Source organism: Mesorhizobium sp. WSM4819 (genome assembly GCF_055811215.1).
Window position 1 is genome coordinate 171,067 of the sequence record NZ_JBVVQO010000001.1, and the last position, 25,466, is coordinate 196,532.

26 protein-coding genes are annotated in these 25,466 nt (G+C 62.5%); 10 read left to right on the plus strand and 16 right to left on the minus strand.

Going from position 1 to position 25,466, the window contains the following annotated elements; genetic code table 11:
* Nucleotides 1–170: 170 nt before the first annotated feature.
* The 7 genes from AC0L18_RS00800 to coaD all read right to left on the minus strand — a co-directional run bounded on the left by AC0L18_RS00800 (nucleotide 171) and on the right by coaD (nucleotide 6,241).
* Nucleotides 171–1,583, minus strand: a complete 1,413-nt coding sequence (locus tag AC0L18_RS00800) for a circularly permuted type 2 ATP-grasp protein (RefSeq protein ID WP_473490236.1) — start codon at nucleotides 1,581–1,583, stop codon at nucleotides 171–173.
* 171 nt (nucleotides 1,584–1,754) lie between these two features.
* Complete coding sequence (locus AC0L18_RS00805) at nucleotides 1,755–1,991, minus strand: Lrp/AsnC ligand binding domain-containing protein (protein WP_473490237.1); 237 nt, start codon at nucleotides 1,989–1,991, stop codon at nucleotides 1,755–1,757.
* Between the two features lie 180 nt (nucleotides 1,992–2,171).
* Complete coding sequence (gene tgt, locus AC0L18_RS00810; RefSeq protein WP_473490238.1) at nucleotides 2,172–3,302, minus strand: tRNA guanosine(34) transglycosylase Tgt; 1,131 nt, start codon at nucleotides 3,300–3,302, stop codon at nucleotides 2,172–2,174.
* A complete protein-coding gene (gene queA, locus AC0L18_RS00815) occupies nucleotides 3,299–4,411 on the minus strand; it encodes a tRNA preQ1(34) S-adenosylmethionine ribosyltransferase-isomerase QueA (RefSeq protein ID WP_473490239.1) in 1,113 nt (370 codons plus the stop codon). The genes tgt and queA overlap by 4 nt, the downstream gene beginning before the upstream one ends.
* Before the next feature lie 122 nt (nucleotides 4,412–4,533).
* A complete protein-coding gene (locus AC0L18_RS00820) occupies nucleotides 4,534–5,046 on the minus strand; it encodes a peptidylprolyl isomerase (RefSeq protein ID WP_091593716.1) in 513 nt (170 codons plus the stop codon).
* Between the two features lie 29 nt (nucleotides 5,047–5,075).
* Nucleotides 5,076–5,666: a peptidylprolyl isomerase gene (locus AC0L18_RS00825; protein ID WP_473490240.1), complete on the minus strand. Its 591-nt coding sequence runs from the start codon at nucleotides 5,664–5,666 to the stop codon at nucleotides 5,076–5,078.
* 74 nt (nucleotides 5,667–5,740) lie between these two features.
* Entirely contained in the window at nucleotides 5,741–6,241 is a 501-nt protein-coding gene (gene coaD, locus AC0L18_RS00830; RefSeq protein WP_027151950.1) for a pantetheine-phosphate adenylyltransferase, read from the minus strand.
* Between the two features lie 324 nt (nucleotides 6,242–6,565).
* Between coaD and AC0L18_RS00835 the strand changes: the two genes are divergently transcribed.
* On the plus strand, nucleotides 6,566–6,718 hold the full coding sequence (locus tag AC0L18_RS00835) for a hypothetical protein (RefSeq protein ID WP_084646649.1): 153 nt from the start codon (nucleotides 6,566–6,568) through the stop codon (nucleotides 6,716–6,718).
* A 44-nt stretch (nucleotides 6,719–6,762) separates the two neighbouring features.
* On the opposite strand, the gene gyrA is transcribed toward AC0L18_RS00835, so the two are convergent.
* Together gyrA and AC0L18_RS00845 are read right to left on the minus strand one after the other, a co-directional pair.
* Nucleotides 6,763–9,573: a DNA gyrase subunit A gene (gyrA, locus tag AC0L18_RS00840; RefSeq protein WP_419693418.1), complete on the minus strand. Its 2,811-nt coding sequence runs from the start codon at nucleotides 9,571–9,573 to the stop codon at nucleotides 6,763–6,765.
* Nucleotides 9,574–9,765: 192 nt separating this feature from the next.
* Nucleotides 9,766–10,620 (minus strand): helix-turn-helix transcriptional regulator, encoded by an 855-nt coding sequence (locus tag AC0L18_RS00845; RefSeq protein WP_473490431.1) that lies wholly within the window; start codon nucleotides 10,618–10,620, stop codon nucleotides 9,766–9,768.
* Nucleotides 10,621–10,722: 102 nt separating this feature from the next.
* Between AC0L18_RS00845 and AC0L18_RS00850 the strand changes: the two genes are divergently transcribed.
* Nucleotides 10,723–11,259 carry a hypothetical protein gene (locus AC0L18_RS00850; RefSeq protein WP_473490241.1) on the plus strand — a complete coding sequence of 179 codons (537 nt, stop codon included), beginning with the start codon at nucleotides 10,723–10,725 and terminating at the stop codon, nucleotides 11,257–11,259.
* Nucleotides 11,260–11,337: 78 nt separating this feature from the next.
* On the plus strand, nucleotides 11,338–11,967 hold the full coding sequence (locus AC0L18_RS00855) for a MarC family protein (protein WP_023801164.1): 630 nt from the start codon (nucleotides 11,338–11,340) through the stop codon (nucleotides 11,965–11,967).
* A gap of 87 nt (nucleotides 11,968–12,054) precedes the next feature.
* Here AC0L18_RS00855 and AC0L18_RS00860 read toward each other — a convergent pair whose 3' ends face one another.
* Both AC0L18_RS00860 and AC0L18_RS00865 read right to left on the minus strand, forming a co-directional pair.
* Nucleotides 12,055–12,480, minus strand: a complete 426-nt coding sequence (locus tag AC0L18_RS00860; RefSeq protein WP_473490242.1) for an OsmC family protein — start codon at nucleotides 12,478–12,480, stop codon at nucleotides 12,055–12,057.
* A 132-nt stretch (nucleotides 12,481–12,612) separates the two neighbouring features.
* Nucleotides 12,613–13,125, minus strand: coding sequence for a single-stranded DNA-binding protein (locus AC0L18_RS00865; RefSeq protein ID WP_419693423.1), 513 nt, complete (start codon nucleotides 13,123–13,125; stop codon nucleotides 12,613–12,615).
* A 219-nt stretch (nucleotides 13,126–13,344) separates the two neighbouring features.
* On the opposite strand from AC0L18_RS00865, the gene AC0L18_RS00870 reads away from it, so the two are divergent.
* The 7 genes from AC0L18_RS00870 to AC0L18_RS00900 all read left to right on the plus strand — a co-directional run bounded on the left by AC0L18_RS00870 (nucleotide 13,345) and on the right by AC0L18_RS00900 (nucleotide 20,268).
* Nucleotides 13,345–13,737 carry a cupin domain-containing protein gene (locus AC0L18_RS00870; protein WP_473490243.1) on the plus strand — a complete coding sequence of 131 codons (393 nt, stop codon included), beginning with the start codon at nucleotides 13,345–13,347 and terminating at the stop codon, nucleotides 13,735–13,737.
* A 77-nt stretch (nucleotides 13,738–13,814) separates the two neighbouring features.
* Nucleotides 13,815–14,129 (plus strand): ArsR/SmtB family transcription factor, encoded by a 315-nt coding sequence (locus AC0L18_RS00875; protein ID WP_287214918.1) that lies wholly within the window; start codon nucleotides 13,815–13,817, stop codon nucleotides 14,127–14,129.
* Nucleotides 14,126–14,608, plus strand: coding sequence for an SRPBCC family protein (locus tag AC0L18_RS00880; RefSeq protein WP_287238104.1), 483 nt, complete (start codon nucleotides 14,126–14,128; stop codon nucleotides 14,606–14,608). The genes AC0L18_RS00875 and AC0L18_RS00880 overlap by 4 nt, the downstream gene beginning before the upstream one ends.
* 21 nt (nucleotides 14,609–14,629) lie before the next feature.
* Nucleotides 14,630–15,235: an ATP-dependent Clp protease proteolytic subunit gene (locus AC0L18_RS00885; RefSeq protein WP_027151958.1), complete on the plus strand. Its 606-nt coding sequence runs from the start codon at nucleotides 14,630–14,632 to the stop codon at nucleotides 15,233–15,235.
* A 157-nt stretch (nucleotides 15,236–15,392) separates the two neighbouring features.
* Nucleotides 15,393–15,611, plus strand: a complete 219-nt coding sequence (locus tag AC0L18_RS00890; protein ID WP_473490432.1) for a hypothetical protein — start codon at nucleotides 15,393–15,395, stop codon at nucleotides 15,609–15,611.
* Between the two features lie 763 nt (nucleotides 15,612–16,374).
* The gene (gene uvrA, locus AC0L18_RS00895; protein WP_091593700.1) at nucleotides 16,375–19,296 is read left to right on the plus strand and encodes an excinuclease ABC subunit UvrA; all 2,922 of its coding nucleotides are present in this window, start codon (nucleotides 16,375–16,377) and stop codon (nucleotides 19,294–19,296) included.
* Between the two features lie 165 nt (nucleotides 19,297–19,461).
* The gene (locus AC0L18_RS00900; protein ID WP_473490244.1) at nucleotides 19,462–20,268 is read left to right on the plus strand and encodes a DUF72 domain-containing protein; all 807 of its coding nucleotides are present in this window, start codon (nucleotides 19,462–19,464) and stop codon (nucleotides 20,266–20,268) included.
* Between the two features lie 31 nt (nucleotides 20,269–20,299).
* Here AC0L18_RS00900 and AC0L18_RS00905 read toward each other — a convergent pair whose 3' ends face one another.
* The 5 genes from AC0L18_RS00905 to urtB form a co-directional block, all read right to left on the minus strand.
* Entirely contained in the window at nucleotides 20,300–20,476 is a 177-nt protein-coding gene (locus tag AC0L18_RS00905; RefSeq protein WP_473490245.1) for a hypothetical protein, read from the minus strand.
* A gap of 513 nt (nucleotides 20,477–20,989) precedes the next feature.
* A complete protein-coding gene (gene urtE, locus AC0L18_RS00910; RefSeq protein ID WP_473490246.1) occupies nucleotides 20,990–21,685 on the minus strand; it encodes an urea ABC transporter ATP-binding subunit UrtE in 696 nt (231 codons plus the stop codon).
* A 70-nt stretch (nucleotides 21,686–21,755) separates the two neighbouring features.
* A complete protein-coding gene (gene urtD, locus AC0L18_RS00915; protein WP_473490247.1) occupies nucleotides 21,756–22,502 on the minus strand; it encodes an urea ABC transporter ATP-binding protein UrtD in 747 nt (248 codons plus the stop codon).
* Nucleotides 22,503–22,505: 3 nt separating this feature from the next.
* A complete protein-coding gene (gene urtC / locus AC0L18_RS00920; protein ID WP_473490248.1) occupies nucleotides 22,506–23,738 on the minus strand; it encodes an urea ABC transporter permease subunit UrtC in 1,233 nt (410 codons plus the stop codon).
* The gene (urtB, locus tag AC0L18_RS00925; protein ID WP_473490249.1) at nucleotides 23,735–25,351 is read right to left on the minus strand and encodes an urea ABC transporter permease subunit UrtB; all 1,617 of its coding nucleotides are present in this window, start codon (nucleotides 25,349–25,351) and stop codon (nucleotides 23,735–23,737) included. Before urtB ends, urtC begins: the two co-directional genes overlap by 4 nt.
* Nucleotides 25,352–25,466 lie beyond the last annotated feature (115 nt).

Consider the following 25,466-nt stretch of genomic DNA (forward strand, 5'->3'; position numbering starts at 1 on the left):
TTCCAGGGCACGACGCCGCGTGCTTCACTTCAGGGCATTTCACCAACATCAACGACATGTCATCCTTATCTATTCACTATTCACTATTCACTATTCACTATTCACTATTCACTATTCACTATTCACTATTCACTATTCACTATTCACTACTCTACTCGCTACTTCCCACTCTAATCATCCAGCACCCAAGTATCCTTCGTCCCGCCGCCCTGGGACGAATTGACCACCAGCGAGCCTTCTTTCAGCGCCACACGCGTCAGCCCGCCCGGCACGATCTGAATGCGATCAGATACCAGCACGTAGGGCCTGAGATCGACATGGCGCGGCGCCAGTCCCTTGTCGGTCAGGATCGGACAGGTCGACAGCGCCAGCGTCGGCTGGGCGATGTAGTTCGACGGTCTTGCCGCGAGTTTCTTGGAAAAATCCTCGCATTCCTTCCTGGTCGCCGCCGGCCCGACCAGCATGCCGTAGCCGCCGGATCCATGCACCTCCTTCACCACCAACTCGTCGATATGTTCGAGCACGTATTTCAGGCTGTCCGGCTCCGAGCAGCGCCAGGTCGGGATGTTGCCGAGGATTGCTTTGCGGCCGGTGTAGAATTCAACGATCTCGGGCATGTAGGAATAGATCGCCTTGTCGTCGGCGATGCCGGTTCCCGGTGCATTGGCGATGGTGATATTGCCGGCACGGTAGACATCCATGATACCCGGCACACCCAGTGCCGAGTCCGGACGAAAGGTCAGCGGATCGAGGAAAGAATCGTCCACCCTTCGATAAAGCACGTCGATCTGCTTGTAGCCTTCGGTCGTGCGCATCGCGACGTGGCCATCGACGACGCGCAGATCCTGCCCCTCGACAAGCTGCACACCCATCTGGTCGGCAAGGAAGGCATGTTCGAAATAGGCGGAGTTGAAGCTGCCCGGCGTCAGCACGGCAATGGTCGGCGCGCCCTTGGTGCCTTGCGGACGCACTGCCGCCAGCGACTGGCGCAAGAGCTGCGGATAGTTTTCCACCGGCCGCACCTTGATCTGCTGGAACAGCTCGGGAAAGAGCTGCATCATCGTCTCGCGGTTCTCCAGCATGTAGGAGACGCCGGACGGCGTGCGCGCATTGTCCTCCAGCACGTAGAATTCGTTCTCGCTGATGCGAACGATATCGACGCCGATGATATGGGTGTAGACGCCGGCTGGCGGCCGCACTCCGATCATCTCCGGCAGGAACGCCTCGTTCTTGGCGATCAATTCCTTGGGGACGCGCCCGGCGCGCAAAATCTCCTGGCGGTGGTAGATATCGTCGAGAAAGGCGTTCAGCGCCTGGACGCGCTGCTCGATGCCTTGCGTCAGCCGTCGCCATTCATTGCCGGAAATGATGCGCGGAACGATGTCGAAGGGAATTAGGCGCTCGGAGGCTTCCTGCTCGCCATAGACGGCAAAGGTGATGCCGGTCTTGCGAAAGACGCGTTCGGCGTCCTGCATCTTTTCGGTAAGCCTGGCCGGATCCTGCTCCTTCAGCCAGCGATCGTAAGCCGAATACGGTTTTCTCAATCCGGAGATTTCCGGAAGCATTTCGTCGAACGCTGCCAATCGCTTACTCCCTGTGAGGCCATTTCACTGGCGTCACCGGAGAAAATCAAGCGCAATCGGTGATTTGCAGGATGTTGGCGATCAGTATGTCGCGACCTGCCTAAAATTAGGGCAGCGCCGATAAGCCTGGGTCAGGCTTTGCCTTGTGCCCGGGCAGGTGGCAGGCGCCGCTCAGAACGCGCGGAAGGTGACCACCGTAAACGTGTCCTTGATGCCCGGAAGAGTCTGCACCTTCTCGTTGACGAAGTGGCCGATGTCTTCATCGTCGTCGACATAGAATTTGGCGAGCAGATCGTAGTCGCCGGCTGTCGAGTAGATTTCCGAGGCGATCTCGGCATCGGCCAATGCGCCGGCAACGTCATAGGACTTGCCCAGATCGCACTTTATCTGCACGAAAAATGCCTTCATTGCCCGATCCTGCTCAGCTTGCACGCTTAGGCCGCCCTTGTGGCAGACTGCCGCCCGGCTTTCAAGCATCAGGACAGCGCTCAGGCAGAAGCGGACCTGGGGGAAGCTTTAGTGCAGCCAAACGGCGGATGTACGCGGGCGCTGAAACCGTGCATCTCTGCTGAGCACCTGAGGGCTCGATCACATCGCCGGGATATCGCCCCTGGCCCAGCCCTCGGAAATTTCCGCCGCCCGCGCCTCGAACGCGCCGGCTTCGATGGCAGCACGAATGTCCTGCATCAGCTTCTGGTAGTAGGAAAGATTGTTCCAGGTCAGCAGCATCGCTCCCAGCGCCTCTTGCGAGCGGACCAGATGGTGCAAGTAGGCGCGTGAATAATCTCTGGCAGCCGGGCAGTCGCTCTCCTCGTCCAGCGGGCGCCGATCGTCGGCATGGTGGGCGTTGCGCAGATTGACCTTGCCACGCCTTGTATAGGCGAGGCCATGGCGGCCGGCGCGTGTCGGCATCACGCAATCGAACATGTCGATGCCGCGCGCCACCGATTTCAATATGTCGTCGGGCGTGCCGACACCCATCAGATAGCGCGGCCTGTCCGCCGGCAGCTCCGGGCAGGTGATGTCGAGCATTTCGAGCATCACCGCTTGCGGCTCGCCGACCGCCAGCCCGCCGATCGCGTAGCCCTTGAGGTCCATCGCTTTCAGCGCCTGCGCCGAGCGCAGCCGCAGGGTCGGTATGTCGCCGCCCTGGACGATGCCGAACATCGCCTTGCCCTGCTGGTCGCCAAATGCCGTCCTGCAACGCTCGGCCCAGCGCAGCGACAGCTCCATCGCCCGCTCGATCTCCTTCTCCATGGCCGGCAGCGCGGTGCATTCGTCGAGCTGCATCTGGATGTCGGCGCCGAGCAGTCCCTGGATTTCGATCGAGCGCTCGGGCGACATCTCATAGGCGGCGCCGTCGATATGGGAGCGGAAGGTGACGCCCTTTTCGGTCAGTTTCCTCAGCTTCGACAGCGACATCACCTGGAAGCCGCCGCTGTCGGTCAGGATCGGGTGCGGCCAGCGGGCGAATTCATGCAGACCGCCAAGCCGCGCCACACGCTCGGCGCCCGGCCGCAGCATCAGATGATAGGTGTTGCCAAGGATGATGTCCGAGCCGACGCCGCGCACCTGATCCATATACATGGTTTTGACCGTGCCGCCGGTGCCGACCGGCATGAAGGCCGGCGTACGGATTTCTCCGCGCGGCATGGTGATGGAGCCGCGCCGCGCTTTGCCGTCGGTCGCCAGCACCTTGAAGGTGAACGCTTTAGTCATTGAATTCCTTGTTCTATACCGGGCGCGCGTCCATCGTTCTCCTGCTTGAGCAGCAGACTTGCATCTCCGTAGGAGTAGAACCTGTAGCGGTTCTCGATGGCATGCGCATAGGCCGCACGCATCGTTTCCAGACCGCAAAACGCCGAAACCAGCATGAACAGCGTCGAGCGCGGCAGATGGAAATTGGTCATCAGCATGTCGGCGGCCTTGAAGCGATAGCCGGGCGTGATGAAGATATCGGTCGGACCCGACCATCCAGCCAGCATGCCGTCCTTCCGCGCGGCGCTCTCCAGCAGGCGTAACGATGTCGTGCCGACGGCGATGATGCGCCCGCCACGCGCCTTTGCCGCGTTCAGCGCCCTGGCGGTTTCCGGACTGACCGAGCCGATCTCGGCATGCATCTTGTGATCGGCGGTGTCGTCGACTTTCACCGGCAGGAACGTGCCGGCGCCGACATGCAGGGTGACGAAGCGCCGTTCGACGCCCTTGGCATCGAGGGCGGCGAAAAGCTCGGGCGCGAAATGCAGGCCGGCAGTGGGGGCCGCCACAGCCCCCTCCTCCCTGGCATATATGGTCTGGTAGTCGCTGCGGTCGCGTTCGTCGTCGTCGCGCTTCGAAGCGATATAAGGCGGCAGCGGAATGTGGCCGACGGCGTGCAGCGCCTCGTCGAGAAACGGACCTGAGAGGTCAAAACCAAGCAAAGCCTCGCCGGCCTCGCCCTTCTCGATCACCGTGGCATCGAGCTGGCCGAGAAAGCAGGAATTGGCGTCATGGCCGAAATGGATGCGGTCACCGGCGGCGATGCGCTTGCCCGGCCGCATGAAAGCCAGCCAGCGGTCCGGCGCCACCCGCATGTGCAGCGTGGCTTCGATTTGCGCCGCCGCTTCGCCGCGCCGCCTGATGCCCTTCAACTGTGCCGGAATGACCTTGGTGTCGTTGAAGACCAGCACGTCACCGGTCTCGAGCAGCGACGGCAGCTCGCGCACCGTCCGGTCTTCGAGGCCCTCACCCGGCCTGACAACCAGCATTTTGGCGCTGTCGCGCGGTTCTGCCGGTCGAAGCGCGATGCGCTCCTCCGGCAGATCGAAGTCGAAAAGATCGACGCGCAAGAAAATCCCGCCTCAAAATTCCGGGCAGGCCACCGCCCAGGCGCCAGCGATCGACCCCGTCGCCAGCGCCGGAGCGGACGCCGCGGCAAGCATCAGTGTGATAGCCGCGACAGCCGAGGAGGTCATTTCACGTCGGCCGCGACCTTCAGCGACACGATCTTGTCGGGATCCGGCACCGGCTCGCCGCGCTTGATCTTGTCGACATTGTCCATGCCTTCGATGACCTGGCCCCAGACCGTGTATTGGCGGTTGAGGAAGGCGGCATCGTCGAAGCAGATGAAGAATTGCGAATTGGCCGAGTTCGGGTTCTGCGAGCGCGCCATCGAGCAGGTGCCGCGGCCGTGATTGGCGTTGGAGAACTCCGCCTTCAGGTCGGGCTTGTCGGAGCCGCCGGTGCCGGCGCGCGCCGGTGCGAAAGAGGGCTTGCTGGAATTGCCGAATTTCACGTCGCCGGTCTGCGCCATGAAACCGTCTATGACGCGGTGGAACACCACGCCGTCATAAGCGCCTTCGCGCGCCAGTTCCTTGATGCGGCCGACATGGCCAGGCGCCAGATCGGGAAACAGTTCGATGACGACCTTGCCCTTGGTCGTTTCCATGATGAGCGCGTTCTCGCGGTCCTTGATCTCGGCCATGTCAGAATATCCTTTTGAAATAAATGGGTTTACTTGCCGTCGGCGGCGATGCGCACCTTGATCATGCGATCGGGATCGGTGACGACCCCGTTCTGCGCCGCGTCGCCTTTCCTAATCTTGTCCACCAACTCCATGCCGTTCTCGACATTGCCGACGATGGTGTACTGGCCATCGAGCGGCGGCGCCGGCGCGAACATGATGAAGAACTGCGAATTGGCGGAATCCGGGTCCTGCGAGCGGGCCATCCCGACCACGCCGCGCTGATAGCGCTCGGTCTTCGAGAATTCGGCCGGCAGGTCGGGAAGATCGGAACCGCCGGTGCCGACAGCGTCGGCGCTGAAGCCGTTCTTCATGTTGCCGAACTTCACGTCGCCGGTCTGCGCCATGAAGCCGTCGATGACACGGTGGAAAGCGACGTTGTCATAAGCGCCCTGGCGCACCAGCTTCTTGATCTGCTCGACATGCTTCGGCGCGAGATCGGGCCTGAGCGCGACGGTCACGTCGCCGTCCTTAAGCGTGATGATCATCGTGTTTTCCGGATCGGCGGCGAACGCCGAAACGGAGGCGGTCACAAGACCGAAAAGAACGACAAAACAGGTGGCGAGCCTTTTGAGCTGCATGGATCTTTCTCCGAAAACCTTTGTTTCACGCATGTCGTTGCCCCAAACCGGGTTCCACGTTTGGGCGACATGCATTATTTCGCAAATTTGGCGGTGAGTGCGCCAGCCACGGCCGCCGGCACGAAGGGGCGAATGTCGCCGCCCATCGAGGCTATCTGACGGACAAGTGTGGCGGTAATGGTTCGCACCGAAGGGCTGGCGGGCAGAAAAACCGTCTGCAGTTCCGGCGCCATGGTCTCGTTCATACCGGCCATCTGCATCTCGTAGTCGAGATCGGTGCCGTCGCGCAGGCCACGGATCATGATCGAGGCGCCCTGCTTCCTGGCAGCGTCGATGACCAGCCCGTCGAAAGCGACGACCTTGATGCGCGCGCCGTCGCGGCCGAATTCGGCCTTCGTCGCAGCTTCGATGAGGCCGACCCGCTCCTCGAACGAGAACAGCGGTTTCTTGCCGGGATGAATGCCGATCGCTGCATAGACGGTGTCCGCCACAGCCAGCGACGCCTTCAGCACGTCGAGATGGCCGTTGGTCGGCGGGTCGAAGGAGCCGGCATAAAGGGCGATGCGTTCGGTCATGGCAGGTGCTTCTAGCGAGCCTCTCTCGCAAAGGCAAATCCGATCGGCGAGCCGCCAATGCAAGTCGCCGCAAACGCCTGCCTTTGGGGCCTGACCCGAGGGTGCGCAGCGGTTTGGAACAACGGCATCCACCCAAACGGGGCTTCAAAGCGCATCGCCTGAGCCACGGTAATCGCGATGCGCTTTGAGTGAACCTTTGGCCGAGATGAACGACCAATGAATGGGCCGATCACGAAGGCTTCACGCAGCGTTCATTAGATTGCAGCTTCAGAAGATGAAACCAAAACCCCATTTGATCGTTGCTAGGTGCAGGAGAACACGCACATGCTGATCTACATGCTCGCCACCGCAATGACCATCGCCATGCTGATCGCCACCGTATTCGGGCTGCATCAGGAAGCAGAGCGCGTCCGCGCCAAGTCCAATGCCAAGCGATTCGGAGGCTTCGGTATCCGCAAGCCTTCACGCCACTTCTAGACCGGCCAGCGCCGGTCCATCGGGCCGGCATTGCCCATCACGACCTACTCGGCGTTATTGTCCGGGCCAGCGCCTTCAGTACCGGTATCCAGAGTTGCGTCGCCCTCGACACTCTCCTCGGCTTCCTCGTCCGACTGCGGTTCCGTTATCCGCTCCACCGAAACGACCTTCTCGCCGTCGGCCGTGTTGAAGATGGTCACGCCCTTGGTGGCGCGGCTGGCGAAGCGAATGCCGTTGACCGGCACGCGGATGACGGTGCCGCCATCCGAGACAAGCATGATCTGGTCGTCATTGCCGACCGGGAAAGTCGCCACCAGGCGGCCGATCTCAGCCACTTTCGACACATCGGTGGCGCGGATGCCCTTGCCGCCGCGCCCTATCTGGCGGAAATCATAGGAAGACGAGCGCTTGCCGTAGCCATATTCCGTCACCGTCAGCACGAACTGCTCGTGTGCCTTGAGGAACTCGTAGCGCTCGTCGGAAAGCTCCGTCTCCTCGCCGACCTCCTCATTGGTGAGCTGGAAGTCTTCGTCCTCGCCCGCCGCAATGCCGGCGGCGAGCCGCCGTTCGGCCGCCACCCGCTTGAGATAAGCGGCGCGCTCGGCCGGCGACGCATCGACATGTTCGATCACCGCCATCGAGATCACCCGGTCGCTGGCAGCCATGGCGATGCCGCGCACGCCGACCGAGTTGCGGCTCTGGAAAACGCGCACGTCGCTGACCGAGAAGCGTATGCACTGGCCGGAGCTTGCGGTCAAAAGCACGTCGTCATTGTCGGTGCAGGTCTCGACGCCGAGTATCTCGTCGCCCTCCTCTTCCAGCTTCATGGCGATCTTGCCGTTGCGGTTGACCTGGACGAAATCCGACAGCTTGTTGCGGCGCACCGTGCCGCGCGTCGTGGCGAACATCACGTCGAGCTCGCCCCAGCTGGTCTCGTCCTCGGGCAGCGGCATGATGGTGGTGATGCGTTCACCCTGCTCCAGCGGCAGCATGTTGATCAGCGCCTTGCCGCGCGACTGCGGGTTGCCGATCGGCAGGCGCCACACCTTTTCCTTGTAGACGATGCCTCGCGAGGAGAAGAACAGCACCGGCGTGTGCGTATTGGCGACGAACAGCCGGGTGACGAAATCCTCTTCCTTGGTCGACATGCCGGAGCGGCCCTTGCCGCCGCGGCGCTGCGCCCGATAGAGCGACAACGGCACACGCTTGATATAGCCGGAATGGCTGACCGTCACGACCATGTCCTCGCGCTGGATCAGGTCCTCGTCTTCCATATCCGCCCCGCCCTCGGACAGCTCGGTGCGGCGCGGCGTGCCGAACTCGTCGCGCACGGCGGCAAGCTCGTCCTTGACGATCTGCTGGATGCGCGCGCGGGACGACAAAATGTCAAGATAATCAACAATTTCCGCGCCGATCGTGTTCAACTCGTCGGCGATCTCGTCGCGGCCGAGCGCGGTCAGCCGCTGCAGGCGCAGTTCGAGGATGGCGCGCGCCTGTTCCTCGGACAGATTGTAGGTGCCGTCCTCGTTGATGCGGTGGCGCGGATCGTCGATCAGCAGGATCAGCGATTCGACGTCGCCCGAGGGCCAGCGCCGCTCCATCAACTGCTCGCGCGCCGTCTGCGGATCCGGCGCGCTGCGGATCAGCTTTATCACTTCGTCGATATTGGCGACGGCAATGGCAAGGCCGACCAGCACATGGGCGCGGTCGCGCGCCTTGCGCAGCAGGAATTTCGTGCGCCGACTGATCACGTCCTCGCGGAAGGCGACGAACGCCTTCAGCATGTCGGTCAGCGTCAGCAATTCCGGCTTGCCGCCGTTCAGCGCCACCATATTGGCGCCGAACGACGTCTGCAGCGGCGTGAAACGGTAGAGCTGGTTGAGGATGACGTCGGCGACCGCGTCGCGCTTCAGTTCGATGACGACACGGTAGCCCTGCCGGTCGCTCTCGTCGCGGATGTCGGAAATGCCTTCGATGCGCTTGTCACGCACCAGCTCGGCCATCTTCTCGATCATCGACGACTTGTTCACCTGGTAGGGAACCTCGGTGATGACGATCGATTCACGGTCGTTGCCGCGCGCCTCGACATTGACGCGGCCGCGCATGACGATCGAGCCGCGGCCGGTCGAATAGGCGCTGTAGATGCCGGAGCGGCCGAGCACGATGCCGCCGGTCGGGAAATCCGGCCCTGGAATGATCTCCATCAGCGCCGGCAGATCGATCGCCGGATTGTCGATGAGGGCGATGGCGCCGTTGCAGACCTCGCCAAGATTGTGCGGCGGGATGTTGGTGGCCATGCCGACGGCGATGCCGCCGGAGCCGTTGACCAACAGGTTCGGAAAGCGCGCCGGCAGGACTTTCGGCTCGCTGCCGGACGCATCATAAGTGTCCTGGAAATCGACGGTGTCCTTGTCGATGTCTTCCAGCAACTCATGCGCGACCTTGGTCAGCCGCGATTCGGTGTAACGCATCGCCGCCGGCGGATCGCCGTCGATCGAGCCGAAATTGCCCTGCCCGTCGATCAGCGGCACGCGCAGCGACCAGTCCTGCGCCATCCGCACCAAGGCGTCGTAGATCGAGGCGTCGCCATGCGGATGGTATTTACCCATCACGTCGGCGACCGGGCGCGCCGACTTCACATATTTGCGGTTCCAGTGATAGCCGCTCTCATGGGCAGCATAGAGGATGCGGCGATGCACCGGCTTCAGCCCGTCGCGCACGTCGGGCAGCGCACGGCTGACGATCACGCTCATCGCGTAATCGAGATAGGAGCGCTGCATCTCCTCGATGATGGATATCGGCTCGATGCCGGTGGGCCCGCCGTCGGCGCCGCGCGGTGTCTTCTGGTCGGTCAAATCAGGTCACAATCAAATCGGGAATCACTCGGTGCTTATATAGGAAGCCGGGCCGAAACTCCAACGCCCGCGGCAGTTTTCCAGTGTCGGTTTTTGTGGTGATTTCAAAAGGATATCACTGATTGCGACGATATGGCCGAGGCGCTTTCGTGGCCGCCGGGGCAAGGCTCATTGTCAGGCCGATTTTTCGCTTCACAAAGCCGGCAGCACGGATGCGTTCGGCAATTTATCGCCTCGCCGCCGGAGCCGATAGGCGCCGGGCGCCTCCCCCATCACACGCCGGAAACGGCGGTTGAAGGTCGACAAATCGTTGAACCCGGCCTCAAAAGCGATCGTCGAGATCGCCTCGTCCGACATGCGCAGCCGCACTGCCGCCCTGTGCAGCCGGGTTTTCAGCACGAACTGGTAGGGCGTCATGCCCGCGACATGCCGGAAGCTGCGCAGGAAATGATAAGGACTGGTCGCCGTTTCGCTTGCAAGCTCGGCGAGCGAGACCGGCCTTTCGGCATCCTTTTCGATGCGCCGCACCACCTCCGCAACGCGTTTCTGATCGCGGCGGCTCGGTGACCGGGCAGCGGGCGTGATACCGGAGGCGACGGCTGCGCCGGCAATCCGCAGTCCGAGTTCCTCGAACGCCTCGATGTCGGCCATCTCGCGCGCGGCTTCCGCCTCGGCCAGCAGCCGTGCCAGCGCCGGCAAGGGCGGCAGCCGCGCCGTCTCGAAGGCCAGCTTCTTCGCGCCCGGCGTGTCGGCAACGATCTGCTCCATATACTTCGAGCTGAAATGATAGGAGATGCAGCGGTCGCCGGCGCCATGCTCGTGCCCACACTCGTAGCAAGTGCGCGGGTTGCCGAGCAGAACTGCGCCCGGCGTCAGCATCGCCGTGCCCTGGCGTCCGCGGTAGCGGAAGGTGCCGTTGGTCACCACTGCGACACAGAAGCTGCGATGCTCTTCCTCGAACGGGCGATCAGCGACACCGGCAGTGCAGACCACGTCCAACACCCGCCAGCCTTTTCCGGACGCCAGTGTATGCACGCTCGTCGTCATGGCCGAAAGATAGCAATTTTTCCCAAGCGCAAGAAGACTGCCAAGGCCTATTCTTCCCATTCTCCTGACAAGATGAGTCTCCTGACAAAGTGGGCAGAAACCATGTTCAATTCGTCTTCCTTTGCCGAAGCCCTGCACAGTGACGGGCCAGCCGCAGGCCTTGCCGAAAAACTGAACCTTTACGGCCGCTTCGTCGGCGCCTGGACGTTCGATGCCACGCGCCATCTCGAGGACGGCCAGGTGCTGACCGGGCGCGGCGAGGTGCATTTCGGCTGGGTGCTCGAGGGCCGCGCGATCCAGGACGTATGGATCTTGCCCGTGCGGAACAGTGGCGCACAGAGCTCGCTCGGCAAATGGACCTTTTATGGCACGACACTGCGCGTCTATGACCCCGGCGTCGACGCCTGGCATATCTTCTGGAGCGATCCGCGCACCCAATATTACAGCCGCCAGCTCGGCCGCGCCGAGGGCGACACCATCGTCCAGCAAGGCGCCGACGGCACCGGCGCCTCGGTGCGCTGGAGTTTTTCCCGGATCACCGAAAATTCGTTCCGCTGGCTGGGCGAACGCTCGCAGGACGATGGCGCGACCTGGCGGCTCGAAGTCGAGTTCCTGGCGCGGCGCACCGCCAGCGCCTGACCTGCATGGTTTCCCCTGACGCCGCTTTGCTCTACCAATGCTGGGATCTCGGGCACGGCCCGGCGGGGAGGGTCAGAGATGCCGAGCTTCGACAGCCTGTTCAACGCCTTCGTCACCATTCTGGTGACCATCGACCCGCCTGGCCTGGCGCCGCTCTTCCTGGCCGTGACGCGCGGCATGAACCGCGAGGAGCGCAACCAGGTTTCGGTGCGCGCCTCGATCATCGCTTTCCTGGTGATGGCGCTGTTTGCAATCGCCGGCGCATCGATCCTGTCGGTGTTCGGCATCACGCTGCCGGCGTTCCGCGTCGCCGGCGGGTTCCTGCTGTTCTTCATCGCCTTCGAAATGGTGTTCGAGCGCCGGCAGGACCGCAAGGAGAAGATCGGCGACGTCGCCATCACCAAGGACATGATCCACAACATCGCCGCCTTTCCGCTGGCGATCCCGCTGATCGCCGGTCCGGGAGCGATTTCAGCGACGGTCCTGCTGTCCGGCTCGTTTCCAGGTCTTGGCGCGCAGGCAGCCCTTGTCGGCATCATCGCGATCTGCCTTGTCATCACCTACCTGGTGTTCGTGCTGGCCGAGCGCATCGACCGTATTCTCGGCCAGACCGGCCGCTCGATCCTGACGCGGCTGCTCGGCGTCATCCTGGCGGCGCTTGCCGTGCAGTTCGTCGCCGATGGCGTCAAAGCGTTGATGGCAGCATGAAAATGAAGGCGGTCTCGCGCTTGATTGCCGCCGAGGCCGTCATTTTCGTCGTCCAGCTCGCGCAACGAACCGCCACTGGACGCTATCCTACTTCGCCGTCGTATCGATAACTTCGAAGTCGTGGGTGATCTCGGCGGTCTTGGCCATCATTGCCGAGGCCGAGCAGTATTTTTCGATCGAAAGATCGATTGCCCGCCTGACCTTGACAGGCGAAAGCGCGCGGCCCTTAACGATGAAATGCATATGGATGCGGGTGAACACCCGCGGTTCCTTCTCCGCCCGGTCGGCATCGAGTTCGACCACGCAGTCCTCGACCGCCTCGCGGCCCTTTTCGAGAATGTGGACGACATCATAGGCCGAGCAGCCGCCAGTGCCGAGCAGCACCAGTTCCATCGGGCTCGGCCCCGGCGTCTTGCCGTCCGGTCCAAACGCGGTTCCCAGCACCACCTTGTGACCGCTGCCGGACTCGCCGACGAAAGTGCGCTCCTCGACCCATTTGACCCGTGCTTTCACCTGATACGTCCTTTCACCGCACACCGCTCAAACGCACAACGTCCCGAAAATCCAAGATAGATTTTCGGGACGCCAATGCGAGGCCTCAAATAGCTGGCTGTCAGCTCGCGCAGAGCCGCTCGCTCCAAGCGATCAGAACGGAATTTCGTCGTCGAGTTCGCGCGACGAACCGCCGCCACCCTTGTTGCCGCCGCCGCGATTGAGACTCTCGCCCGGGCCGGACTGGCCGAAATCGGAACCGCGGCTGCTGCCGCCACCGGCATAGCTGCCGACCTGACCGCCCTCGCCCTGCCCGCGTGCGTCGAGCATCTGCAGCTCGCCACGGAATTTCTGCAGCACGATTTCGGTCGTGTAGCGGTCATTGCCGGTCTGGTCCTGCCATTTGCGCGTCTGCAACTGGCCCTCGACATAAACCTTGGCACCCTTCTTCAGATACTGCTCGGCGACCTTGGCGAGCTGCTCGTTGAAGATGACGACATTGTGCCACTCGGTCTTTTCTTTGCGCTCGCCGGAAGTCTTGTCGCGCCAGCTTTCCGACGTGGCGACGCGGATATTGACGACCGGCTCACCCGAATTCAAACGGCGGATTTCCGGGTCCGCCCCGAGGTTGCCCACCAGAATGACCTTGTTGACGCTACCCGCCATGATACTTCTCCGCGCTCATCCGAAACAAATTTTCTCGCTCTCACCTTATAGACTGCGGACATTCCCCGCCTGCCGTGGCTGGCTTTTCCCACAAGGTTTTTGTTCTCTTTTCGTTCTAGTCTCATTTGACCCTTATTGTCAAGGAATGTCAGCAACAAGTAGTATCTTGGGTCTGGAAATTCCACGATATCTGGCCGCCGGGATCGAAGGTCGAACACAATGAAGACAGTTGCACATGAGGACCAGCCGCAAGAACAGTGGCGAGCGGGAGTACAAACCCGCATGCACGTCTCGGCCCGCAACGGCACAACTCAACTTTGCATATTTGAACAATGGGTCGAGCCCGCGGTTGGCGCCCCGACACATTGGCACCCGGTCGAGGAAGTGCTTACCGTGATCGCTGGCAAGGCCGAAATGTGGATCGATGAGGAGCGTATCGTCTTGATTCCCGGGCAGTCCCTTGTTGTTGTTCCCGCGCACAGGAAACATGGCTTTCGAAACGCCGGCTCCGAAACGCTTCATATCCATGCCGTGCTCGCGTCACCAATTTTCGAGGCGGCGTTCGACGGGTCCCCCGAGATGGTGAGACGCTGGCTTTTAACGAGCCTGTAAAACAGCGCCCTGCCTAAAACACCGCCAGCCTAAAACATCGCTTGCCAAATCAATAAGCGTAGACTTATGCTTCCGCCATGATCGAAGCCGAGATTTTTCGAGCGCTTGCCGACCCGACGCGCCGCGCCGTCTACGAACGGCTCGCCGCCGGCGAGATGACGGTGTCGGAACTGCGCAGCGGCATGAGCGTGTCGCAACCGGCCGTGTCGCAGCATCTTGCAGTGCTGCGCGGCGCCGGCCTGGTGGCCGAGCGGCGAGCCGGCCGCAACGCCTATTATCGCGCCGATCCGCAAGGGCTTGACCCTCTGCTCGGCTGGATCGAGCGTTACCGTGCGTTCTGGCCCGAGCGTATCGAACGGCTCAAGGCGGTTTTGAAGGATATGGACCAATGACGGCAAAACAGCATTCCGACATGGCGGCAGATTCAATCGAGTTCGAGTGCGAGCTTCCAGATCCGCCGGAAAAAGTGTGGCGGGCGCTGACTGTGCCGGACCTGCTCGCGGCCTGGATGATGCCGAACGACATCAAGCCGGAGATCGGCGGCCGCTTTGCCTTTGCCAAGGCGGATGCACCGATCGAGTGCGAAATCCTCGACGCCGAGCCCGAACGCCTGCTGCGTTATTCCTGGCGGGAGCGGCCGGCGCCTGGCGATACAGCGGATCCGCTCACCAGCCCGCTGGACAGTATCGTCACCTTCACGCTCGACCGCACTGTGTCGGGCGGCACCCATCTGCGCATCGTCCACAACGGATTTGCGCGAGTAGCCACGCCTGCGATTGCCGGCGCCGGTTGCCGGGTTTCGCTCAACGCACACAGCCCCAGACAGACCATAGCCGCAAACACGCCTCGCCTCGTCCTGCGCGCGGCCTGAGCAGCACAACGGAGAAAAGCGATGAGCGGTTTTGCCAATCTGGTGCCGATGGTGATCGAGCAGTCGAGCCGCGGCGAACGCGCCTTCGACATTTTTTCGCGGCTGCTGCGCGAGCGCATCGTCTTCATCAACGGTCCGATCGACGACAATGTGTCGGCGCTGGTCTGTGCCCAGCTCCTGTCGCTGGAATCCGACAATCCCGATAAGGAGATTTCCCTCTACATCAATTCGCCGGGCGGCGTGGTGACCAGCGGTTTCGCCATCTACGACACGATGCAGTATATAAGCAGTCCGGTATCCACCGTCTGCATGGGCTTTGCCGCCTCGATGGCCTCGTTCCTGCTGATGGCCGGCACACCGGGGCGACGCATCGCGCTGCCCAACGCCAGCATCCTGCTGCACCAGCCGTCAGGCGGTTTCCAAGGCCAGGCCTCCGACATCCAGCGCCACGCCGAAGGCATCCTCAGGACCAAGCGGCGCATGACCGAGCTTTACGCGCACCACTGTGGTCGCACGTTCGAAGAAGTCGAACGCACGCTCGACCGCGATCATTTCATGACCGCCGCGGAGGCAAAGACATGGGGCCTTGTCGACCATGTTTTTGACACGCGTAAGAGAGCGGCGTGAAAGGGTAGCCGGCTCATAAGCAACGTCGGTCAGCCGTTCGCCTAGTTTGATCGCCACCGGTCTGGCTTCGGCCAGAGTGCGGCGATACAGTCCGCCGATGTCTGAGATCTCACGCATTTGCTTGAACCGGCTGATTATCGGTATCGCCGTCGCGGCGATGACCTCCGGCGCGGCGTTCGCCGAAGACAGTTCACCGCCTTCGCAGAACGGCACGCTGCCCGGTGTGACCAACGACTATCGCATCGCCAAGCCGGCTGCCGAACCCGACGAGGCCGTGCCCAGCAACGGCCAGTTCAAGATCGGCGATACCGATGTCAGGATTTCCGGCAGCATAATTTTCGATGTCGGCGCGGGCTCGATGAAGGCCCCCCGGTGATGGGACACCTCCATCGGCCTCCATCGCTGCCACAATCTCAAGGCACTCGTGCGCCTGCGGCTCTGAAACGAACAGCCCCGCCGCTGCTTCCGCAAACGGTCGGGGCTTTCTTGGATCTGAAATCCAATGGCCGGGAGCGAACTGCCGGCTCTTTGATCTCGGATGCTTCGCGGCGTTCAGCCGACGATCCGACTAGTAGTCTCTGATTTTAATGGGATCGGCAGGTCACGGTTTGTCGGGCGGCGCAAACGCCTGGCCCCTGGCACTTATGCCTGCCGCGGCTCCAGTGACACGTGGAGCCTCAAGGGACTGTCCGGTGGAGTCATTCCTCTGCTCTCCTCTTCTGTCCATTGCGACTGGTGTCGTCCGAAGCGCATATCGCAAAAGCCTGCAACTCGTGCAGGCCGCCTTAGGGCGGCGAGGCCATCGAAAGATAGTCGGCTTCGGTGACGTCTGGAGTCTGACTCCCTAAGGCTGAGACGTCAACAGCTGGATAGCCGATTTACCAAAAACGTGATCGCTTGTGTGGCGAATCCAAAATTTGCATCCGTTTTGAGCAGCGCGACGTTGGCTGTGGATACACGGACGCATTTGTCAGGAGCGTGTTCGGCCTTTGTTCTTTCCGCTTGCTCGCCCGCGCGAAAGACGGTTAAAGGCTTTGGTCGAGAGTTCTCTCGAAATGGTGAGCGAAATTACCTACATGGGAGATGGCCGGGACAACCCGCCATCCCACGAGATTCCAGATCTGAGGCGGCGACCGGCGATGGCCGACCATAAATATCTTTCCATTCGCGGGGCGCGCGAACACAATCTGAAGAATGTCGATCTCGACCTGCCGCGTGACAGCCTGATCGTCATGACCGGCCTGTCGGGGTCCGGCAAGTCGTCGCTTGCCTTCGACACCATCTATGCCGAGGGCCAGCGCCGCTACGTCGAGAGCCTTTCGGCCTATGCGCGGCAGTTCCTCGAAATGATGCAAAAGCCTGACGTCGACCAGATCGACGGCTTGTCGCCGGCCATCTCCATCGAGCAGAAGACCACGTCGAAGAACCCGCGCTCGACGGTCGGCACCGTCACCGAGATCTACGACTACATGCGGCTGCTGTTCGCGCGTGTCGGCATCCCCTATTCGCCGGCCACCGGCCTGCCGATCGAGAGCCAGACGGTTTCGCAGATGGTTGACCGCGTGCTGGCGGTCGAGGAAGGCACGCGTCTGTTCATCCTGGCGCCGATGGTGCGAGGCCGCAAAGGCGAATACCGCAAGGAACTGCTGGAGCTGCAGAAGAAGGGTTTTCAGCGCGTCAAGGTCGACGGTGTCTTTTACGAAATCGCCGACGTGCCGGCGCTGGACAAGAAGTACAAGCATGACCTCGACGTCGTCGTCGACCGCATCGTCGTGCGCGGCGATCTGGCGACGCGGCTTGCCGATTCCATCGAGACCGCGCTGAAGCTCGCCGACGGGCTGGCGGTGGCCGAATTCGCCGACCGGCCGCTCGACGCCAGCCAGACCGGCGAGGATTCGGTCAACAAATCGAAGAACGAGACGCATGAGCGCATCCTGTTCTCCGAAAAATTCGCCTGCCCGGTGTCCGGCTTCACCATTCCCGAAATCGAGCCGCGGCTGTTCTCCTTCAACAACCCGTTCGGCGCCTGCCCGACCTGCGACGGCCTCGGCAGCCAGCGCGCCATCGACGCCAGCCTGATCGTGCCCGACGACAATCTGTCGCTGCGCGCCGGCGCCGTCAGCCCATGGGCGAAATCGACCTCACCCTATTACGTGCAGACGCTCGAGGCGCTGGGCAAGGCTTATGGCTTCAAGCTCGGCGACAAGTTCCGCGACCTGACCGCAGAGGCAAAGCAAGCCATCCTGCACGGCACCGGCGAGCGCGAAGTCACTTTCCAGTATGATGACGGGCTGCGCTCCTACCAGACGACAAAGACATTCGAAGGCGTCATCCCCAATCTCGAGCGGCGCTGGAAGGAAACCGAATCCGCCTGGATGCGCGAGGAGATCGAGCGCTTCATGTCGGCCACGCCTTGCCCGGCCTGCCGCGGCTACCGGCTGAAGCCGGAAGCGCTGGCGGTGAAGATTGCCGGCAAGCACATCGGCGAGGTCACCGAGCTGTCGATCCGCAAGGCCGACCAATGGTTCACCGAGCTGCCCGCCGCACTCAGCGACAAGCAGAACGAGATCGCGGTGCGCGTGCTCAAGGAAATCCGCGAGCGGCTGCGCTTCCTCAACGATGTCGGGCTCGACTACCTGACGCTGTCGCGCAATTCCGGCACGCTGTCGGGCGGCGAGAGCCAGCGCATACGGCTGGCCTCGCAGATCGGCTCCGGCCTCACCGGCGTGCTCTATGTACTGGACGAGCCGTCGATCGGCCTGCACCAGCGCGACAATGCGCGCCTGCTCGACACGCTGAAGCATTTGCGCGACATCGGCAACACGGTGATCGTCGTCGAGCATGACGAGGACGCCATCCTGCATGCCGACTATGTCGTCGATATCGGCCCGGCCGCCGGCATCCACGGCGGCCACATCATCGCGCAGGGAACGCCGCAGCAGATCATGGCCAGCCCCGCCTCGATCACCGGCAAATATCTGTCCGGCGAGCTCGAAGTGGCGACGCCGGCGGTGCGGCGCGAGGCCAAGAAGAACCGGCGCCTGAAGATCGTCGGCGCGCGCGGCAACAATCTGAAGAATGTTACCGCCGAAATCCCGCTCGGCACCTTCACCGCCGTCACCGGCGTCTCCGGCGGCGGCAAGTCGACCTTCCTGATCGAAACCTTGTTCAAGGCGGCGTCGCGCCGCATCATGGGTTCGCGCGAGCACCCGGCCGAACACGACCGCATCGAGGGCCTCGAGTTCCTCGACAAGGTCATCGATATCGACCAATCGCCGATCGGACGGACGCCGCGCTCCAATCCCGCCACCTATACCGGCGCCTTCACGCCGATCCGCGACTGGTTCGCCGGCCTGCCGGAGTCCAAAGCGCGCGGCTATCAGCCAGGTCGCTTCTCGTTCAACGTCAAGGGCGGCCGCTGCGAGGCCTGCCAGGGCGACGGCGTCATCAAGATCGAGATGCACTTTTTGCCCGACGTCTATGTCACCTGCGACGTATGTCACGGCAAGCGCTACAACAGAGAGACGCTCGACGTCCTGTTCAAGGGCAAGTCGATTGCCGACGTGCTCGACATGACGGTCGAGGAAGGCGTCGATTTCTTCGCCGCGGTGCCCGGCGTGCGCGACAAGCTGGAGACGCTGAAGCAGGTCGGCCTCGGCTACATCCATGTCGGCCAGCAGGCGACGACGTTGTCGGGCGGCGAGGCGCAGCGCATCAAGCTGGCCAAGGAACTGTCGCGCAAGGCGACCGGCAAGACGCTCTACATCCTCGACGAGCCGACCACCGGCCTGCATTTCCACGACGTCGCCAAGCTCTTGGAAGTGCTGCACGAACTGGTCGACCAAGGCAACACGGTGGTTGTCATCGAGCACAATCTCGAAGTTATCAAGACTGCCGACTGGGTGCTCGACCTCGGCCCCGAAGGCGGCGACGGTGGCGGCGAGTTGGTGGCCTCAGGCACGCCGGAGGATATCGTCCGCGAAAAACGCAGCTACACCGGCCAGTTCCTCAGGGAACTTTTGGAGCGGCGCCCCGGAGGCAAGCGCGAAGCGGCGGAGTGAGTGAAGACTGGCTGGCGTTTGGAAGAACCTTCAAATGAAGATCAGAAGAGCGCTTGCCGGTGATCCTGATGCTGTCGTCCAGCTAACGCAAGCCGTCTTTGCGCCCTACGCCCAATCCGCACCGGCTCGCTACGGTCTGGTCCATTTCAACTCGGGAGGACGACCATGACTCAATCTGGAAAAATCCGCGCCGGCATGGGCGGCTGGACCTTCGAGCCCTGGGACAAGTCTTTTTACCCGGACAAGTTGTCCAAGGCGAAGCAACTGCACTATGCTACCCGGCAGGTGCCAAGCATCGAGGTCAACGGCACCTACTATTCGAGTTTCAAGGAGCCGACCTTCGTCAAATGGGCAAACGAAGCGCCGGACGGTTTTGTCTATTCGCTGAAGGGCAACCGTTTCGTCACCAACCGCCGCGTCCTCGGTGAAGCCGGCGAGTCGATGACGCGTTTCCTGGGATCGGGCGTCGCCGCGCTCGGCGACAAGCTCGGGCCGATCCTGTGGCAGTTCGCGCCAACCAAAAAATTCGACCCGGACGATTTCGAGGCTTTCCTCAAGCTGTTGCCTGAGAAGCAGGACGGCGTTGCGCTGCGCCATGCGGTCGAGGTGCGCAACGACAGTTTCGTCGTGCCGGAATTCGCTGCCCTGGCGGGCCAATACAAGGTGGCGATCGTCTACGCCGACCACGCCAAATATCCAGCGATCGCCGACGTCACCGGCGATTTCATTTATGTCCGGCTGCAGACCGGCAGCGACGACAATCCCGACTGCTACACGCCAAAGGTGCTCGACGAATGGGCGGCGCGGGCAAAGACCTGGGCCCAGGGCAAGGCGCCGGCCGACCTGCCGCCTGCCGATCCCTCAACCGAAGCGCCGCTCAAACCGCGTGATGTGTTCGTCTACTTCATCACCGAAGGCAAGGCCCGCGCGCCGTTCGGCGCCATGGCGCTGATGAAGCGCGTCACAGGCTGACGTTGGGGGCACAGCGCGTCAACCCCTTCGGTCATGCCGCCACCACGACTTCGTTGTAGGCATCGAGATCGACGAAGAACACCTTGGTGAGCTCCGCGATCAGTTCGTCGTGGTCGTATCCTTGCGATTTCAGAATATCGATGGCGGTTATGATGTCGACGTGCTCGGTAAGCCGTCGTTTCTGGTGGTCCTCGACGTAACGTTCCATCGGCTGCCCTGGCCCAAGTGCCCCAAATGCGTTTGAACAACGATCAGATCGCAGGAGGAGGCTGCTTGCACGGAACGTGCCGGCTGAGCCTGCGCCTGATCTGTCGACGTGACTGATACGGAAAGCGGCCGACTCAACAAGGCCAAGTAAAGCCTAGCATGCAATCTTCACCGCGCCAGAGGCGTTCAGGAACAAAGGCGTTCAGGAAAGACTGAGCAGCCCCTCGCGACTTCGTCATCCTTGGGCGCAGCGACTCGAAGCGGAGCGAAGACCCAAGGATCCATGCCGTAACTTCTGGGCGTCGCCACGGTACAGAATCCAGGATACTGTACGCTGGAAAACGGCTTCTGTTCTTGACTGCCGCACTCTTTGGCTGACGGCACGGCATGGATCCTGGGGTCTGCGCCGCGTCGCTTTGCTCCTTGCTTCGCCCCAGGATGACGAAGGGAGGGATGGTTCGGCTAGTCCCAAAGGTGCGATTCGCCAGCGAGGAGAACCGTCATTCTTCCCGCGCTAAACGGTCAGAAACTTCCTCACATCCGCCCGGTCGAGATCCTCGGCCGGGCCGGTGTGGACGATCAGGCCGCGGTCCATGATGTTGACCTCGTCGGCCAGTTCCCGGCAGAAATCGAGATACTGTTCGACCAGCAGCACGGCGATATCAGCCTGGTCGCGCAGATAGCGGATGGCGCGGCCGATATCCTTGATGATCGACGGCTGGATGCCCTCGGTCGGCTCGTCGAGCACCAGCAGTTTCGGCCGCATCACCAGTGCCCTGCCAATGGCAAGCTGCTGCTGCTGGCCGCCGGAAAGGTCGCCGCCCCTGCGGCCGAGCATCTGATTCAGCACCGGGAACAATTCGAAGACGTGGCCGGGAATGTTGCGGTCGGCGCGCGTCAATGGCGCAAAGCCCGATTCGAGGTTTTCCCGCACTGTGAGCAGCGGGAAAATCTCCCTGCCCTGCGGCACGAATGCGATGCCCGACCGGGCGCGATCATACGCCGCGCTCCGGTCGAGCGCCTTCCCCTCGAAGGCAACGCTTCCGCTCGTCAGCCGGTGGTGGCCGACGATCGATCTCATCAAACTGGTTTTGCCGACGCCGTTGCGGCCGAGCACGCAGGTGATCTTGCCGGCGCCGGCCTTCAGCGAGACGCCACGCAGCGCCTGGGCGGCGCCGTAGTGCAGCGTGGCGTTGGAGACTTCGAGCATGGTCAGCGCCTTCTCCAGCGCCTGAAGAACGAAAGATCGAAATGATGGAACGGAACGCGCCAGACCATGATCATCTCCCCAGATAGACTTCGACGACACGCTCGTCGGCCGAAACGAAATCGAGCGAGCCTTCGGACAGCACCGAGCCTTCGTGCAGGCAGGTGACCTTGACGCCGAGCTCGCGCACGAAATGCATGTCGTGCTCGACGACGATGACCGAATGGTCGCGGGCAATATCCCTAAGCAGCCGCGCGGTCTCCTCGGTTTCGGCGTCGGTCATGCCGGCGACCGGTTCGTCGACCAAAAGCAGCTTCGGATCCTGCGCCAAAAGCATGCCGATCTCGAGCCATTGCTTCTGTCCGTGGCTGAGATTGGCGGCGAGCTCGTCGCGCTTGTCACCGAGCCGGATGATGCCGAGGATGTCGTCGATCCGCCGCGCCTCCGCCGCCGAGCGGCGATGGAACAATGCCGGGAAGATCGAGCGTGGGCCCTTCAGCGCCAGCATCAGGTTGTCCTCGATCGTGTGGCTTTCGAACACGGTCGGCTTCTGGAATTTCCTGCCGATGCCCATCATGGCGATCTCGGCCTCGTCATGTTTCGTCAGGTCGACCTGCCCGTCGAAATAAACCTCGCCCGAGTCGGGGCGCGTCTTGCCGGTGACGATGTCCATCATCGTGGTCTTGCCGGCGCCGTTCGGACCGATGATCGCCCGCATCTCGCCCTTGTCGAGCACCAGCGACAAATTGTTGATGGCGCGAAAGCCGTCGAAGGAAACCGAGACGCCGTCGAGATAGAGGATGGTGTTGCTCTTCGGCATTGCTCACTCCGCCGGCTGCGGTTCGGGGCCGGATGCGGACCAGTCGCCCGGCGTTCTCGCAGCCGAGCGAACGATCTTCGGCGGTGGCGCGACGTCAGGATCGGTGCCGTCCTCCTCGGCGATCGAGGCTGCGCGCAGCGCCCTGGCATTGGCGCGCCAGGAATCCCACATGCCGACAATGCCCTTGGGCAGGAACAGCGTGACGGCGACGAACAGCCCGCCCAACGCAAACAGCCAGAACGCCGGCAGCACGCCGGTGAACCAGGATTTTCCGGCATTGACCACGAGCGCGCCGATGATCGGCCCGACGATGGTGCCGCGCCCGCCGACGGCCGCCCATACCACGACCTCGATCGAATTGGACGGCTCGAACTCGCCTGGATTGATGATGCCGACCTGCGGCACGTAGAGCGCGCCGGCAATGCCGGCCATGACAGCCGACACGGTGAAGGCGAACAGTTTGACGTTTTCCGCCCGCCAGCCGAGAAAGCGCGTGCGGCTCTCGGCGTCGCGCACCGCCATCAGCAGCTTGCCGTATTTGGAACCGACGATCGCCCAGGTGACGAACACGGCGAGCGCCAGCGTGACGGCGCTGGCCGCGAACAATGCCGAGCGTGTCGCATCGGCCTGCACGTTGTAGCCGAGAATATCCTTGAAATCGGTCAGGCCGTTGTTGCCGCCGAAACCCATGTCGTTGCGGAAAAACGCAAGCAGCAGCGCATAGGTCATCGCCTGGGTGATGATCGACAGATAGACGCCGGTGACGCGGCTGCGGAAGGCAAACCAGCCGAAGACGAAGGCGAGCAGGCCAGGCACCGCAAGCACCATGATCGCGGCAAACCAGAATTGGTCGAAACCATACCAGAACCACGGCAATTCCCCATAATTCAGGAACACCATGAAGTCCGGCAGCAGCGGATTGCCGTAGACGCCGCGCGAACCGATCTGGCGCATCAGATACATGCCCATCGCATAGCCGCCGAGCGCGAAGAAGGCGCCGTGGCCGAGCGAAAGGATGCCGCAATAGCCCCAGACGAGATCGAGCGCCAGGGCGAGCAGCGCGTAGCAGAGATACTTGCCGGTGAGCGCGACGACATAGGACGGCACGTAGAACGCACTCGTCGGCGAGACCGCAAGATTGAGCAGCGGCACGATGATGGCGATCGCCAGAAGGATGAAGATCGTGATGGCGATGCGGCGGTCGGCGCCGGCGGCGAAGAAGCGTCCCGTAATCATGCTTCCACCGACCTGCCCTTCAGCGCGAACAGGCCGCGCGGGCGTTTCTGGATGAACAGGATGATGAGGACGAGCACGACGATCTTGCCGAGGACCGCCCCGGCATAGGGTTCGAGGAACTTGTTGACGATGCCGAGCGAGAAGGCGCCGACCAGTGTGCCCCAGAGATTGCCGACGCCGCCGAAGACGACGACCATGAAGCTGTCGATGATGTAGCCGCGGCCGAGGTTGGGCGAGACATTGTCGATCTGGCTGAGCGCGACACCGGCGATGCCGGCAATGCCGGATCCCAGGGCAAAGGTCAGTGCGTCGACCCACGGCGTCCTGATGCCCATCGAAGCGGCCATGCGGCGATTGGCGGTGACGGCGCGCATCTGCAGGCCCCAGGGGGTGCGCTTCATCACATAAAGCAGCACCGCGAACACGCCGAGCGCGAATACCAGTATCCAGAGCCGGTTCCAGGTCACCGCAAGCTGGCCGATATAGAACGAACCCGACATCCACGACGGATTGCCGACCTCCTGGTTGGTCGGCCCGAAGATGGTGCGCACGGCCTGCTGCAGGATCAGCGAGACGCCCCATGTCGCCAGCAGCGTCTCCAGCGGCCGGCCGTAGAGAAAACGGATCACGCCCCGCTCGATGACGAGGCCGACGAACGCCGCGACCGAGAAGGCGAGCGGCAGCGCGATAACCAGCGACCAGTCGAACAGGCCGGGAAAGGAGGTTCGGATCACCTCCTGCACGACAAAGGTCGTGTAGGCGCCGAGCATCACCATTTCGCCATGCGCCATGTTGATGACGCCCATGACGCCAAAGGTGATGGCGAGGCCGATCGCCGCCAGCAGCAGCACCGATCCGAGCGAAATGCCGTACCAGATGTTTTGGCCCGCATCCCACAGCGCCAGCGTCGAATTGATGTTGGCGATCGCCGCCGTCGCCGCGTCCTTGACCGCGCCTTCAGAATTGGCCTCGACGGCGGTGAGCAGGGACAGCGAGTTGCGATCGCCGCGCCCGCCAATCAGGGCGACCGCCGCCAGTTTGTCGGTCTCCGGCTTGTCGGACACCAGAACCGATGCAGCGCGGGCCTGTTCGAGCAGCGCTTTGACGCTTGCCACGCTCTCGCTGGCGATTGCGGCATCGAGCGGCTCGATGTTTGTCGCGTCGGGCGTCCTGAACATGGTGTCGGCAGCGGCAATGCGCGCGGCCGGATCTTTTGCGCCGAGCGTCAGCGTGCCCAGCGCATCGCGGATGGCGCGGCGCAGCGTGTTGTTGACCTTGATCTTGGTGATCTCGCTTTTGGCCGCGTCACCGGATTTTTCACCGCTCAGCGGGTCGAGCAGCTCAACGCTGCCGCCAGCTGCCTTGCCGATGAAAACCAGCGAATCGGCCTTGCGGACGTAAAGATCGCCCTCGGCAAGCGCGCCAAGCGGACGTTCGACGGCAGTATCACCGGTGGCCGCCAGCTCGCGCACGACAGCTTCGGTGGCCGAGAAATTCGAGGCAGTGGCAAATTTGGCGATGATGGCGCGCAGATCCGCTTCGGCAGCGTTCGACGGCGACAGCATCCCCAGGAGGAGCAGCAGCGTCAGGCCGATCGCGCGGGTGAGGATCATCGATTTCTGCGATTCTTGAGGGTTGAAACTTCGCGTCCGGGCGAACTGGAGGAGAGGACGAGTTCGCCCGGACGCGTCGCGGTCCAGGTCGTGGAGAAATCCACGACCGTCAGAC

Bases quoted from the DNA above. Each gene is read 5' to 3' on its own strand.
- AC0L18_RS00850 (WP_473490241.1), top strand. From the start codon at position 10,723: ATGTTCAATTCGTCTTCCTTTGCCGAAGCCCTGCACAGTGACGGGCCA.
- AC0L18_RS00870 (WP_473490243.1), top strand. From the start codon at position 13,345: ATGAAGACAGTTGCACATGAGGACCAGCCGCAAGAACAGTGGCGAGCG.
- AC0L18_RS00880 (WP_287238104.1), top strand. From the start codon at position 14,126: ATGACGGCAAAACAGCATTCCGACATGGCGGCAGATTCAATCGAGTTC.
- AC0L18_RS00905 (WP_473490245.1), bottom strand. From the start codon at position 20,476: ATGGAACGTTACGTCGAGGACCACCAGAAACGACGGCTTACCGAGCAC.
- tgt (WP_473490238.1), bottom strand. From the start codon at position 3,302: ATGACTAAAGCGTTCACCTTCAAGGTGCTGGCGACCGACGGCAAAGCG.
- AC0L18_RS00890 (WP_473490432.1), top strand. From the start codon at position 15,393: ATGACCTCCGGCGCGGCGTTCGCCGAAGACAGTTCACCGCCTTCGCAG.
- AC0L18_RS00865 (WP_419693423.1), bottom strand. From the start codon at position 13,125: ATGGCGGGTAGCGTCAACAAGGTCATTCTGGTGGGCAACCTCGGGGCG.
- AC0L18_RS00825 (WP_473490240.1), bottom strand. From the start codon at position 5,666: ATGCAGCTCAAAAGGCTCGCCACCTGTTTTGTCGTTCTTTTCGGTCTT.
- coaD (WP_027151950.1), bottom strand. From the start codon at position 6,241: ATGACCGAACGCATCGCCCTTTATGCCGGCTCCTTCGACCCGCCGACC.
- urtE (WP_473490246.1), bottom strand. From the start codon at position 21,685: ATGCTCGAAGTCTCCAACGCCACGCTGCACTACGGCGCCGCCCAGGCG.
- AC0L18_RS00885 (WP_027151958.1), top strand. From the start codon at position 14,630: ATGAGCGGTTTTGCCAATCTGGTGCCGATGGTGATCGAGCAGTCGAGC.
- AC0L18_RS00805 (WP_473490237.1), bottom strand. From the start codon at position 1,991: ATGAAGGCATTTTTCGTGCAGATAAAGTGCGATCTGGGCAAGTCCTAT.
- AC0L18_RS00855 (WP_023801164.1), top strand. From the start codon at position 11,338: ATGCCGAGCTTCGACAGCCTGTTCAACGCCTTCGTCACCATTCTGGTG.
- urtB (WP_473490249.1), bottom strand. From the start codon at position 25,351: ATGATCCTCACCCGCGCGATCGGCCTGACGCTGCTGCTCCTCCTGGGG.
- urtD (WP_473490247.1), bottom strand. From the start codon at position 22,502: ATGCCGAAGAGCAACACCATCCTCTATCTCGACGGCGTCTCGGTTTCC.
- AC0L18_RS00835 (WP_084646649.1), top strand. From the start codon at position 6,566: ATGCTGATCTACATGCTCGCCACCGCAATGACCATCGCCATGCTGATC.
- AC0L18_RS00875 (WP_287214918.1), top strand. From the start codon at position 13,815: ATGATCGAAGCCGAGATTTTTCGAGCGCTTGCCGACCCGACGCGCCGC.
- urtC (WP_473490248.1), bottom strand. From the start codon at position 23,738: ATGATTACGGGACGCTTCTTCGCCGCCGGCGCCGACCGCCGCATCGCC.
- AC0L18_RS00820 (WP_091593716.1), bottom strand. From the start codon at position 5,046: ATGGCCGAGATCAAGGACCGCGAGAACGCGCTCATCATGGAAACGACC.
- uvrA (WP_091593700.1), top strand. From the start codon at position 16,375: ATGGCCGACCATAAATATCTTTCCATTCGCGGGGCGCGCGAACACAAT.
- AC0L18_RS00900 (WP_473490244.1), top strand. From the start codon at position 19,462: ATGACTCAATCTGGAAAAATCCGCGCCGGCATGGGCGGCTGGACCTTC.
- AC0L18_RS00845 (WP_473490431.1), bottom strand. From the start codon at position 10,620: ATGACGACGAGCGTGCATACACTGGCGTCCGGAAAAGGCTGGCGGGTG.